The organism is Streptomyces sp. NPDC093064 (genome assembly GCF_044754605.1).
Classification (GTDB): Bacteria; Actinomycetota; Actinomycetes; order Streptomycetales; family Streptomycetaceae; genus Streptomyces.
On sequence record NZ_JBIVPK010000098.1, the window covers coordinates 1 to 12,539 of the forward strand.

A 12,539-nucleotide genomic window follows, 5' to 3' on the forward strand; every position below is an offset into this window, starting at 1 on the left:
GCGTCACAGCCACGCGATCACTATACACACACCACACATCTAGCTCAGGTCAACAATGCAGATCCGTGTGGACAGTTGAGGTCAGAGCAGTCCTGAGAAGCGATTCCCCCATGCCTAAAGGCTGCCTAAAGGCACGGGTCCCCTCGCTAGCTATCCGATGGATCACATGGTTCCGCGGCATTCCACGCGGGACCAGTCACAGGCGGACGGACGCGTGCCGCCCGAGGCGTCCACGGCACGCGCGTGCGGACCCCTCGGCACGCACGCGCGTACGGACCCTCCGGGGCACGCACGCGTGTGTGCCCCGGGAGCCGGACGCCTCCGTGTCAGCCGCGCGCCGCCAGCAGGTGGTCCATCGCGAGCTGGTCGAGCCGCTCGAATGCCATCCCGCGCGCGGCGGCCGCCTCGACGTCGAAGTCCTCGAAGGCCGAGCGGTCCGCGAGCAGCGCCTCCAGACCGTCCGCCGCCGTGGGCTGCGCCAGCTGGTCGAGCCGGGCGGCGCGCAGGGCCTCCTGGACCTCCCGGTCGGCCCGGAAGGCGGCCGAACGCTCCTTGAGGATGAGGTAGTTGCGCATGCAGCCGGCAGCCGACGCCCACACGCCGTCCAGGTCCTCGGTCCGCGGCGGCTTGAAGTCGAAGTGGCGCGGACCCGCGTAGCCGGCGCTCTCCAGCAGGTCGACCAGCCAGAAGGCGGCACGCAGGTCACCGGCGCCGAAGCGCAGGTCCTGGTCGTACTTGATGCCGGACTGGCCGTTCAGGTCGATGTGGAAGAGCTTGCCCGCCCACAGCGCCTGGGCGATGCCGTGCGGGAAGTTGAGCCCGGCCATCTGCTCGTGGCCGACCTCGGGGTTGACGCCGTACAGCTCGGGGCGCTCCAGGCGCTCGATGAACGCGAGCGCGTGGCCGACGGTGGGCAGCAGGATGTCGCCGCGCGGCTCGTTCGGCTTGGGCTCGATGGCGAAGCGGATGTCGTAGCCCTGGGAGGTGACGTACTCGCCAAGGAGGTCGAATGCCTCCTTCATGCGGTCCAGAGCGGCCCGCACGTCCTTGGCGGCGCCGGACTCGGCGCCCTCGCGGCCGCCCCAGGCCACGTACGTCTTCGCGCCCAGTTCGACGGCCAGGTCGATGTTGCGGATCGTCTTGCGCAGCGCGTACCGGCGCACGTCGCGGTCGTTGGCCGTGAACGCGCCGTCCTTGAAGACGGGGTGGGTGAAGAGGTTCGTGGTGGCCATCGGCACGGTCATGCCAGTCGCGTCGAGCGCCTCCCGGAAGCGCTTGATGTGCGACTCGCGCTCGGTGTCGGAGGCCCCGAAGGGGATCAGGTCGTCGTCGTGGAAGGTCACGCCGTGTGCGCCGAGTTCGGCCAGGCGCTGCACCGACTCGACCGGGTCGAGGGCGCGGCGCGTGGCGTCGCCGAACGGGTCCCGTCCCTGCCAGCCGACGGTCCACAGGCCGAAGGTGAACCTGTCCTCGGGGGTGGGCTGGTAGCTCATGCCGCGGCTCCTTGCTCGCTTGCGACTATTTCGTCATGGCGATTTACAAATTAGTATGCCGACGCATCCCTGGGAAGGGAACAGAGGGCCCAGACCGGGACGGCACCCGCGTCGCCGGGCCGTGTACACCATGAGACCGCAGGTCAGATCCCGCGAGCCGCGGAAAGAGGGAGAGCCGATGTCAGCAGCCGAGGGTCCGCTCGTCGTCGGTGTGGACTCGTCCACGCAGTCCACCAAGGTGCTCGTCGTCGATGCGGCCACCGGGCAGGTCGTGGCGAGCGGCCAGGCGCCGCACACCGTCTCGTCCGGTGACGGCCGCGAGAGCGATCCGCGCCAGTGGTGGGACGCGCTGTGCGAGGCACTGCACCAGTGCGGTGAAGCGGCCCACGAGGCCGCCGCCGTGTCGATCGCCGGCCAGCAGCACGGACTCGTGACCCTGGACGCGCAGGGCGCCCCGGTACGGCCGGCCCTGCTGTGGAACGACGTGCGCTCGGCCCCGCAGGCCCGCCGTCTCGTCGAGGAGCTGGGCGGTCCGAAGACCTGGGCGGAGCGTACGGGCAGCGTGCCGGGAGCCTCCTTCACGGTCACGAAGTGGGCCTGGCTGGCCAAGCACGAGCCGGAGGCGGCGCGGTCGACGGCGGCGGTGCGCCTGCCGCACGACTACCTCACCCAGCATCTGACGGGCGAGGGCACGACCGACCGGGGAGACGCCTCGGGTACGGGCTGGTGGGCGTCCACGACCGAGGCCTACGACGAGGAGATCCTCGCCCATGTGGGGCTCGACCCGGCGCTGCTGCCCCGGGTGGTGCGCCCCGGCGAGGTGGCGGGAACCGTGCGCGACAGCCACGACCTGCCGTTCTCCAAGGGCACGCTGGTGGCGGCCGGCACCGGTGACAACGCCGCCGCCGCCCTGGGCCTCGGACTGCGGCCGGGAACCCCGGTGCTGAGTCTCGGCACCTCCGGCACGGTGTACGCGGTGTCGCGCCACCGGACCGCCGACCCGTCGGGAACGGTGGCGGGTTTCGCCGACGCGCGCGGTGACTGGCTGCCGCTGGCCTGCACCCTCAACTGCACGCTCGCCGTCGACCGGGTCGCCGCCCTGCTCGGCCTGGACCGCGAGGCCGTGGAACCCGGTACGTCCGTCACCCTGCTCCCCTACCTGGACGGCGAACGCACCCCGAACCTGCCGAACGCCTCCGGGCTGCTGCACGGGCTGCGCCACGACACCACCGCCGGACAGCTGCTGCAGGCCGCCTACGACGGCGCCGTGCACGCCCTGCTCGGCGCCCTGGACCTGGTGCTCGACCAGGACGCCGACCGCACCACCCCGCTGCTGCTGATCGGCGGCGGCGCCCGGGGCACGGCCTGGCAGCAGACCGTACGGCGCCTGTCCGGGCGGCCCGTGCAGATCCCCGAGGCCCGAGAGCTGGTCGCGCTGGGCGCCGCGGCCCAGGCAGCGGGGTTGCTCACCGGCGAGGACCCGGCCGCGGTCGCCCGCCGCTGGCGGACGGCCGACGGCCCGGTGCTGGTCGCGGTGGAACGCGACGAGGCGACCTTGAACAGGATCTCCGGGGTACTCTCCGATGCGGCACCGCTGCTGGAGCGCGGGACGCGGACCCCCTGACGGACACCTGCTGACGGACGGCCGTCCGACGGCCGTCCGCCCGCATCGCACCGTTCGGCGCGGAGCCGGCGGACACCGACCAAGGACGACGGAGGCATGACCGCACCGCTGCACGAGGCCCGCCCGGCCGGTACGGGGCGCGCGCTGCCCGACACCCAGCAGGGCATGCGCCGCCGCAACCTCGCACGGGTCATGCACGCCGTCCGCGCCGAGGGGCCGCTGTCGCGGGCGGCGGTCGCCTCACGCATCGGACTGACCCGTGCCGCGGTGTCGACCCTCGTCGACGAATTGGTCCGGACCGGACTGCTGGAAGAGCTGGGACCCGAGCGGCCCGGCCGGGTCGGCCGCCCCGGTTCGGCGCTGGCCGTCAGCGGGCACGGCCCCGCGGGGGTCGGCGCGGAGGTCGGGGTCGACCACCTCGCAGCCTGCGTGGTCGATCTGCGCGGCCAGGTGCGGGCACGGGCAGTACGCCACGGAACCAACCGGGGCCGCTCCCCCGAACCGGTGACGAGCGAACTCACCGCGCTGATACGACAGGTCGTCGCCGAGGCGGAGCGGCAGGACCTGTGGCCCGCGGGGCTCTCGGTCGCGGTGCCCGGACTGATCGCACGGGACGGCCGTACGGTCGTGCGGGCTCCCAACCTCGACTGGAACGACACCGACCTCGGCGCCCTGCTGCCGCCCGGCCTGCCCCTGACGGTGGACAACGAAGCGAACTTCGGCGGACTCGCGGAACTCTGGCTCGGCGAGGACACACCGCGTGACTTCCTGCACGTGTCGGCGGAGATCGGCATCGGTGCCGCCGTGGTGGTCGACGGGCGGCTGCTGCGCGGGACGCGCGGTTTCGCGGGCGAGCTGGGGCATGTGCCGGTCGAACCGGAGGGGCCCGCATGCCCGTGCGGCGGCCGCGGCTGCCTGGAGCAGTACGCGGGAGAGGAAGCCGTGCTGCGGGCGGCCGGCCTGGAGCCGGGCGAAGGCCGGGTCGGGCTGCTCGCCACCCGCGCCGCCGAGGGCGACGAGGACGTACGGCGGGCCCTGCGCGACGCCGGCAGGGCACTGGGCGTGGCGCTGACCGGGGCCGTCAATCTGCTCGACCCGCGGAGCGTCGTGCTGGGCGGGGCCCTGGCCGCACTCGCGCCCTGGCTGCTGCCCTCCCTGGAGGCCGAGTTGGCGAGCCGGACCGCGGGGCCCGCCTGTCCGGTGTCCGTGTCCCGGCTGGGCCCCGAGGGGCCGCTGCTGGGTGCCGCGCACGCGGTGGTGCGTGCCGTCCTCGACGACCCGGCGGCGGTGGCCGAACGCGCCTGATCGCAGGTCCACTTCACCCGATCGAGTGGCGGAATTTTCCACATTTCCCCGGGAGTCCACCGAACCCCGTCGGGCTCCTCTGCCCAACCCGCGAGCCCCGTAACGTGATTCACGCGAGGTGCCGCCGTCGAGTCGGGTCGACCGCGGATCTCAGGTGGACGAAGGGGTTCACTTGACGGGGGCAACAGGAGCTGTCCCGGGCACGCACGTCCTGTCCGCCGGCGAGGCACGCCGGCCGGTGGACGCGTTCGGGATATCCCGGGTCGCTGCGGTGAAGTGACCCGTGTGCGACCGCGGGCTCGGCAGGCCGGACCCCGGCCTCCCCAGCCAGTTGGCCACCCGGGCCGACGAGTCCCCGTTGACCGATCCGTGTGACACCGACTCCGCGTGCGTGGCCAAGCTCCGCAAGGAGCGGCCGTCGGTGAGCGAGACTCACCGCGGGCCGCACCACGTCCCCACCCACCGGGCTCCCGCCCCACCTCCCCACCGACCTCCCGCCCCACTTCCCCACGGACACCCGCACCGCCACTCCCCCACAGAAAGGCCACCGCCCATGGAACGGTCTCGATCTCTCCCCAGCCGACGACACCTGCTCAAGGGCGCCGCTCTGGCCGCCGTCCCCTACGCGCTGCTTCCGGCCGCGCAGGCCGGCGCGCGACCCCAGGCAGTGGACTACCCGGAAGCCGTGTGGCGGCCGGCGAGCAACTCCAACTACTCGGCTTCCAGTCGGCCGATGAGCTACTCAGTGGACCGGGTGGTCATCCACGTCACCCAGGAGTCCTATGCCAGCACCCTGGCGATCTTCCAGAACCCGAAGAAGGAGGTGTCCGCGCACTATGTCGTCCGGTCCGCCGACGGACACGTCGCGCAGTGTGTCCTCGAGTCGGACGTCGCCTGGCACGCCGGGAACTGGGACTACAACACGCGCAGCATCGGCATCGAGCACGAGGGCTGGGTGAACAAGCCCGCCTACTTCACCAGCGCCCTGTACGAGGAGTCGGCCAGACTCACCGCGGCGATCTGCGACAGATACCGCATCCCCAAGGACCGCGCGCACATCATCGGGCACTATGAAGTACCGGGCACGGACCACACCGATCCCGGGCCCAACTGGAACTGGGTGCGTTACATCAGGCTGGTGAACCTCGCCTGACGGCGAGCCCGGGCGAAGAGGTTGTCCGGGCGCGCGCCGGGAGTGACGATGTCCCTAGCCGCATCGCCGTCCGGGGAGGCCGCATTGACCGATCCGTGGGTGGCCCTGGAGCCGGGTGCCGACCCTGCCGAGCGTGTTCTGGCCCTGCGCAGGGCGCACGAGACGTTCACCGCGGTGGGCGCGGTGCCGCGCCCGGTGCGTCCGGTGGTGGCCGACTCGTGGCGGCGGTCCGCGCGGGCGGGTGTCGGGCCGGACGGCACCGCGAGCGTGGAACTCGCCGACAGCGACCTCGGCACCTACCGGGCGGAGCATCCGCTGGCGCGGGTGATGCCACTGTTCCGGGAGCTGCTGGGCACGTTCGCGGCCGACGGGCAGCATCTGCTCGCGGTGTGCGACGCGCACGGCAGACTGCTGTGGGTGGAGGGGCATCCGGAGACGCGGCGCAAGGCGGACCGGATGAACTTCGTGCCGGGCGCGCGCTGGTCGGAGTCCGCCGTCGGGACGAACGCGCCGGGCACGGCGGTCGCCCTGGACCGCCCGGTGCAGGTGTTCGCGGCCGAGCACTTCATCCGGCGCGTCCAGCCCTGGACGTGCGCGGCGGCCCCGGTGCACGATCCGCGCACGGGACAGGTGCTCGGCGCGGTGGACATCACCGGTGGGGACGGGCTCGCCCACCCGCACAGCCTCGGTTTCGTGCGGGCGGTGGCGCGGGCCGCCGAGTCCGAACTGGCGCTGCTCGCCCCACGCCGGCCCGCCGCCGACGCTGCCGAGCTGACCGCGCTCGGCCGGGACGAGGCCCGGCTGGTGGTCGGCGGTCGCGGTGTCCGGCTGAGCCGTCGGCACAGCGAGATCCTGGTGCTGCTTGCCCGTCACCCGGAGGGTCTGACCGGAGACGAGCTGCTGTGCGCGCTGTACGAGGACGGGTCGGTGACGCCGGTGACACTGCGGGCCGAACTGGCCCGGCTGCGCAGGGTGCTCGGTCCGGGGCTGCTCTCCTCGCGCCCGTACCGGCTGGCCGTTCCGGTCGGCTCGGACGTGGCGGTCGTCCAGCACCGGCTGGAGACGGGAGCGGTCGCGGCGGCCGCTGCGGCGTACTCCGGTCCGCTGCTGCCCGGCTCGCAGGCTCCCGCGGTGGTGCGGCTGCGGCAGCGTCTCGCCGACGGAATGCGGAGCGCGCTGATCGCCCGTCGCGACCCCGACCTGCTGGCCGACTGGGCGCACGCGCCATGGGGCGAGGACGACCTGGACGTGTGGCGGGCCCTCGTCGCCGTGCTGCCGACCGCGACGGCCCGGGCCCGGCTCGCCGCGCTGGAGGCGGAGCTGGCGGCGCCGCCCGGCTGGTCCCGTACGGCACCCCGCTGACGTCTCCGGCCCGGCACAGCGCCGCGGTGGCCCGCGCCGCAACGTCCTTGCAACGTCGGCATGTCTAGCCTCGCGCCGAGAGCTGCCCAACGGCGGGCAGCGCTGCTGAGGGAGGCAGAACAGGATGACCCGTTACGCGGCGCCCGGCACCGAGGGCGCGATCGTCTCCTACCAGGCGCGCTACGACCACTTCATCGGCGGCGAGTACGTGCCGCCGGCCCGCGGACAGTACTTCGAGAACCCCTCGCCGGTGAACGGGCAGCCGTTCACGGAGGTCGCGCGCGGAACCGCGGAGGACGTCGAGCGGGCACTGGACGCGGCACACGCGGCCGCCCCGGGCTGGGGCAGCACGTCCGTGACCGAACGCTCCGACATCCTGCTGAAGATCGCCGACCGTATGGAGGCCAACCTCGAATCCCTGGCGGTCGCCGAGAGCTGGGAGAACGGCAAGCCGGTCCGCGAGACGCTGGCGGCCGACATCCCGCTGGCCATCGACCACTTCCGCTACTTCGCGGGCGCGATCAGGGCGCAGGAAGGGTCGCTCGGGGAGATCGACAACGACACGGTGGCGTACCACTTCCACGAGCCGCTCGGGGTGGTCGCGCAGATCATCCCGTGGAACTTCCCGATCCTCATGGCGACCTGGAAGCTGGCGCCCGCGCTCGCGGCGGGCAACGCGGTGGTGCTCAAGCCCGCCGAGCAGACCCCGGCCTCGATCCACTACTGGATGAGCCTGGTCTCCGACCTGCTGCCGCCCGGGGTGCTGAACATCGTCAACGGCTTCGGTGTGGAGGCGGGCAAGCCGCTCGCCTCCAGCCCGCGGGTGGCGAAGGTGGCGTTCACGGGCGAGACGACGACGGGGCGGCTGATCATGCAGTACGCCGCCGAGAACATCAAGCCGGTCACGCTGGAGCTCGGCGGCAAGTCGCCGAACATCTTCTTCGACGACGTCTCGGCGGCGGACGACGACTTCCGCGACAAGGCGCTCGAGGGCTTCACGATGTTCGCGCTCAACCAGGGTGAGGTGTGCACCTGCCCGTCCCGGGCACTGATCCAGCGGGGTCACTACGCCGAGTTCGTCGAGGCGGCGGTCGCCCGCACCAAGCTCATCACGACGGGCCACCCACTCGACACCGACACCATGATCGGCGCCCAGGCGTCCAACGACCAGTTGGAGAAGATCCTCTCCTACCTGGACATCGGCCGGCAGGAGGGCGCGCGCGTCCTGACCGGTGGCGAACGCATCGAACACGACGGCGAGTTGAAGGGCGGCTACTACGTCCAGCCGACCATCTTCGAGGGCGACAACCGGATGCGGATCTTCCAGGAGGAGATCTTCGGTCCGGTGGTCTCGGTGACGTCCTTCGACGACTTCGACGACGCCATCAAGATCGCGAACGACACGCTGTACGGCCTCGGAGCGGGCGTGTGGACCCGGGACAACGGCACCGCCTACCGCGCGGGCCGCGCCATCCAGGCGGGCCGCGTCTGGACGAACTGCTACCACGCCTACCCCGCGCACTCCGCCTTCGGCGGCTACAAGCAGTCCGGAATCGGCCGCGAGACCCACAAGATGATGCTGGACCACTACCAGCAGACGAAGAACCTCCTGGTGTCGTACTCCCCGAAGAAGCTCGGCTTCTTCTAGACGCATGCGAAAAGGCGCCTGGCCTGGGTTTTCACCCGTCAGGCGCCTTTCCGGTGATTGCGATCAGGGATCTCGCCCCGGCCAGCACGCCGCCGCGGCGGCCGTCACGATCGCCACCGGCGGGAAACGCCGGCCACCGCGATCGCGTGGATCCGGCAGGCCGACAAGAAACCGGGCCAGGCACACCGCGTCCGGCAGTGGCCGCGGGGAGCGGGCGCGGGCCAGTTGGTCCAGGCCCGAGGGGATAGGAGAAGCTGAGGCAGCAGGCACGATCTTCGGTTTTGGTCATGCGGACTCGATACCTACATGATCACCGAAACCGTGGCTGCATCGGCGTCCGGTCCAGCATCAACGGGCATGACGGGCCATGACCGGGCGATCTACCCAACCCGGGACCTCGCAAGGCCCTGGGAGGGCACCTGGCCCGCGCGCGAGTCCGAACCGAGACCGAACGGAACTCGACTCTTTCCCCAGGCAGACTCAACTCTCGGAGTAAGCCCCCGAGGGGGAGCGGGAATGAGACGTGTGTGCGGCGCGGTGTGCCTGGCGTTGGGTCTCACCATGGTGAGTGGGTGCAGCCCCCTGACCTGCCGCTCGTAGCGGTGCGAAACGGGGACGACCGGCAGCCGGTGGCCGAACTGCGGCCGTGCGAAGGGGGCGAGACCCTCTCGGGGATGCGTCTGGGGAGCTGGACCCCTGGGAAGGCGAAGCCGCGATCGAGGAGGCACCACTTGGCTCGGTCGGCTCTTCCTCGGCCTCCCAACCTGCACAGGCCGGCACTGATGATCCGGACGGGGGCCAGGCGCACCAGGAAGACAGCGGGTGGGAGGCATGGGGAGCGACGAACCACGGAGGTGTCGTCTTCCCACTCTTCTCCCCACCACCCGAATGGCGCGCGCAAACCTACGGCCGGCAGGCAATGCTGCCCGGCCGGACCTACGCGCTGGCCTTCCATGGGTCCGGCAGTTACCTGGCACACGTCTACTTCACCACCGACGACCTCGCCTCCCTCCAGCCGGGCCAGGTGGCGCCCTGATCGCGGCTCATGCCAAGGGAGGTGTCTGCGGCGGAGTCTTGCCATCCTGCAGAGAACCCTTCGTCCCAAGGGCCCGCGCCCATGAACGCCGGTCCGGCCGGCCCGAGGGCGACCGGATACAGTGCGCGGGACGGCAGCCTGGTCAGGGAGGGGAAGCGTGACCGACACCAGCAACACCCGGCCCGCCGAGGGTGAAGCGCAAGCGCCGCGGCAGAGCCGACTGCACCGCCTGATGCGCTACATCCCCCTGATCGCCCCCGTCCTGCTGTGGACCGTGCCCTGCTGGGTACTCCTGTACAGCGGCCAGCACTGGCCGCTGCCCGTCACGCTGGTCGGCACCGCCCTGTTCGTCCTCGGCCTCATCGGTATGCCGCTCGCGATGGTGCGCGGCCACGGCCGGCGCCAGCAGGACCGGGCGGCGATCATCGGTGACACCCTGCTGGGCACCAGCTGGATTCTGTTCACCTGGTCCGTTCTGATCGGGGTCCTCTTGCGGCTCGCCCTGACCGTGGCCGGCGTCGGCGAGAGCCAGGACCGGGCCCGAATCGTCACTTGGGCCGTCCTCGGCGTAACCGCCGTGCTGCTCGCCTGGGGGTACGCCGAGGCCCGCCGCGTGCCACGCGTGCGCCGATTGGACGTGCAACTTCCGCGGCTGGGTGCCGGGTTGGACGGTATCCGCGTCGTCCTCATCACCGACACCCACTACGGCCCACTCGATCGCGCTCGCTGGTCGGCACGGGTATGCGAGACGGTGAACGCCCTGGAAGCCGACCTGGTCTGCCACACCGGCGACATCGCGGACGGCACGGCCGAACGCCGCCGCGCCCAGGCCGCCCCACTCGGTACCGTGCGAGCCACCCGGGCCCGTGTATACGTCACCGGCAACCACGAGTACTACAGCGAGGCCCAGGGCTGGGTCGACCTGATGGACGAGCTGGGCTGGGAGCCGCTCCGCAACCGCCATCTGCTGCTCGAACGCGGCGGCGACACCCTCGTGGTCGCCGGCGTGGATGACGTCACCGCCGAGTCCTCCGGCCTGGCAGGCCACCGCGCCCACCTCGCCGGAGCCCTGAACGGCGCCGACCCCGGCCTGCCCGTCCTGCTCTTGGCACACCAGCCCAAGTTCGTCGACCGGGCGGCAGCCGACGGCATCGACCTCCAACTCTCCGGCCACACCCACGGCGGCCAGATCTGGCCCTTCCACCACCTGGTCCGCATCGACCAGCCCGCCCTCGCCGGCCTCAGCCACCACGGCACCCGCACCCTCCTCTACACCAGCCGCGGCACCGGCTTCTGGGGCCCGCCGTTCCGCGTCTTCGCCCCCAGCGAGATCACCCTGCTCGTGCTCCGCTCCCCGCACCTGCCCACCTCGCCGTAGCACGGGGCGGGCCAACACATCGGCTTGGAGCTGTCCACGAGCTGAGGGGTGCGGCGGCAACAGATGACCAGGCTCCTCTCGCCGAGGACAAGATCCGGACCATTCCCGGGCCGAAGGCTCCAACGAGCCACACGTAGCCACGCTTACACAGGTCAGCGACGCGTGACGCCTGTACCACCAGCAGACGAAGAACCTCCTGGTGTCGTACTCCCCGAAGAAGCTCGGCTTCTTCCAGGCACTCGAAAAGAGGCGCCTGACCTGGCCTTTCGACCATCAGGCGCCTCTTGTTCGCCCCACTCACGGCAGGGCCCTGTATCCGCAGCTCGACACTCATACCGCTGGCCCTTCACCCGACGGCTGGGCCTGATCCGGTCGCCGGCGCCGACGGCAGGATGAGGGGGCCCTGTATGCACGTGGGACCGCAAGCCGTGGATGTGGGTGGACCTCACGGCGCCCGATCGCGGTGAAGGTTGAGCGTGTCCCCGGCGTGCCCGATCGAGCAGCGACCGACGGAGAACAGCGAGGAACACCGGTGAGCGTCCCGGAAACGTGCAGCTCACCGTCTTGCGAGGTCAGTACCCATCCGCATGCGCGGTCTTCCGAACTGGCGACATGACCGCACCCCTCTGCGCTCAGCATGCCGCCTGGCTGGTTGGCACAGGTGCAACCGGACGGACCGCGGTGAAGTCCTGGAACTCGTAGCGGGTGGCGGAGAGCAACAGCAGCCACTCGTCGCAACCCTGCCACGGATAGAGGTCGCCGGCGCCTCCGCGCACCACCCGCGGTCCGTCCCCGGTGCGAGGGCGTGCGTCCACCGGCGCGTCCGTGAAATGCGGGATCCACACGTCAGCGCAGATTTCGTTTGCCGACCCCATCGCCGCCAGCCCGAAGGCGTTCTCAGCCGCGGCAGTGCGCTCCTCGTCGGCGAAGTCGTCGAGCACCTGGTCCTCGTCCGGCCTCCCATCCCCGCGGAAGGTCAGAGTGGTCGTGCCTGCCCGGGCCGCATACTCCCACTCCGCCTCGCTGGGCAGCCGGAACGGCAACGTCCCAAGCAGGTCATCCATGTCGTCCTCGAACCGGGCCGTGCTCGAAGCCGAGTCGGCGAAGCTGTCCTCGTACTCGGGCAGCCAGTGCCGTACTTGCGCCATCGTAAGCGGATGCCGGGCGATCAGGAATGGCTCGACCCGCACTTCTCGCACCGGCCGGGTTCGGATAGCACCAGCAAAGAACGCCTCGAGGTCGTCATCGGCGCCGTCGGCCCGCTCGATGGCACGAACGGCGTCCAGTTCCGCGTCGGACAAGCCCATCCGGAACGTCCCACCGGGAACAGCCCGGAAGACCACTCCGGAAGGGGTGTGCCGCCAAGCCGGTCGTCCGGCCACGATCTCTTGAGCCCACATGGTGCCGGACGCCAGCAGTTGGGCATTCCCGATGAAGCAGGAGATCTAGTAGTACTTCGTTAGGTTGGCTGGCGTGGGTGGTGTTCTGGCGGAGCTGAAGCGGGGATGCCGCGGTGGCAGGTGGGGCATGTGCCGGTCCA

The 12,539-nt window shown here is 71.2% G+C and carries 8 protein-coding genes; 6 read left to right on the forward strand and 2 right to left on the reverse strand.

Annotated elements, in window-relative coordinates; genetic code table 11:
• Positions 1-326: 326 nt before the first annotated feature.
• Positions 327-1,493: a xylose isomerase gene (gene xylA / locus ACIQFZ_RS42125; protein WP_402693842.1), complete on the reverse strand. Its 1,167-nt coding sequence runs from the start codon at positions 1,491-1,493 to the stop codon at positions 327-329.
• A gap of 178 nt (positions 1,494-1,671) precedes the next feature.
• Here xylA and xylB point away from each other — a divergent pair, with 178 nt between their 5' ends.
• The 6 genes from xylB to ACIQFZ_RS42155 all read left to right on the forward strand — a co-directional run bounded on the left by xylB (position 1,672) and on the right by ACIQFZ_RS42155 (position 10,999).
• Positions 1,672-3,117, forward strand: a complete 1,446-nt coding sequence (xylB, locus tag ACIQFZ_RS42130; protein ID WP_383062575.1) for a xylulokinase — start codon at positions 1,672-1,674, stop codon at positions 3,115-3,117.
• Positions 3,118-3,213: 96 nt separating this feature from the next.
• A complete protein-coding gene (locus ACIQFZ_RS42135; protein ID WP_365428780.1) occupies positions 3,214-4,422 on the forward strand; it encodes an ROK family transcriptional regulator in 1,209 nt (402 codons plus the stop codon).
• 553 nt (positions 4,423-4,975) lie between these two features.
• On the forward strand, positions 4,976-5,575 hold the full coding sequence (locus tag ACIQFZ_RS42140; protein WP_365428783.1) for an N-acetylmuramoyl-L-alanine amidase: 600 nt from the start codon (positions 4,976-4,978) through the stop codon (positions 5,573-5,575).
• A 48-nt stretch (positions 5,576-5,623) separates the two neighbouring features.
• Positions 5,624-6,937 carry a GAF domain-containing protein gene (locus ACIQFZ_RS42145; RefSeq protein ID WP_365428786.1) on the forward strand — a complete coding sequence of 438 codons (1,314 nt, stop codon included), beginning with the start codon at positions 5,624-5,626 and terminating at the stop codon, positions 6,935-6,937.
• A 124-nt stretch (positions 6,938-7,061) separates the two neighbouring features.
• Positions 7,062-8,585 (forward strand): aldehyde dehydrogenase family protein, encoded by a 1,524-nt coding sequence (locus tag ACIQFZ_RS42150; RefSeq protein ID WP_365776618.1) that lies wholly within the window; start codon positions 7,062-7,064, stop codon positions 8,583-8,585.
• A 1,193-nt stretch (positions 8,586-9,778) separates the two neighbouring features.
• Positions 9,779-10,999: a metallophosphoesterase gene (locus tag ACIQFZ_RS42155; protein ID WP_383062580.1), complete on the forward strand. Its 1,221-nt coding sequence runs from the start codon at positions 9,779-9,781 to the stop codon at positions 10,997-10,999.
• A 632-nt stretch (positions 11,000-11,631) separates the two neighbouring features.
• On the opposite strand, the gene ACIQFZ_RS42160 is transcribed toward ACIQFZ_RS42155, so the two are convergent.
• The gene (locus ACIQFZ_RS42160) at positions 11,632-12,306 is read right to left on the reverse strand and encodes a formylglycine-generating enzyme family protein (protein WP_383062585.1); all 675 of its coding nucleotides are present in this window, start codon (positions 12,304-12,306) and stop codon (positions 11,632-11,634) included.
• Positions 12,307-12,539 lie beyond the last annotated feature (233 nt).

Bases quoted from the DNA above. Each gene is read 5' to 3' on its own strand.
- xylA (WP_402693842.1), bottom strand. From the start codon at position 1,493: ATGAGCTACCAGCCCACCCCCGAGGACAGGTTCACCTTCGGCCTGTGG.
- xylB (WP_383062575.1), top strand. From the start codon at position 1,672: ATGTCAGCAGCCGAGGGTCCGCTCGTCGTCGGTGTGGACTCGTCCACG.
- ACIQFZ_RS42135 (WP_365428780.1), top strand. From the start codon at position 3,214: ATGACCGCACCGCTGCACGAGGCCCGCCCGGCCGGTACGGGGCGCGCG.
- ACIQFZ_RS42140 (WP_365428783.1), top strand. From the start codon at position 4,976: ATGGAACGGTCTCGATCTCTCCCCAGCCGACGACACCTGCTCAAGGGC.
- ACIQFZ_RS42145 (WP_365428786.1), top strand. From the start codon at position 5,624: ATGTCCCTAGCCGCATCGCCGTCCGGGGAGGCCGCATTGACCGATCCG.
- ACIQFZ_RS42150 (WP_365776618.1), top strand. From the start codon at position 7,062: ATGACCCGTTACGCGGCGCCCGGCACCGAGGGCGCGATCGTCTCCTAC.
- ACIQFZ_RS42160 (WP_383062585.1), bottom strand. From the start codon at position 12,306: ATGGGCTTGTCCGACGCGGAACTGGACGCCGTTCGTGCCATCGAGCGG.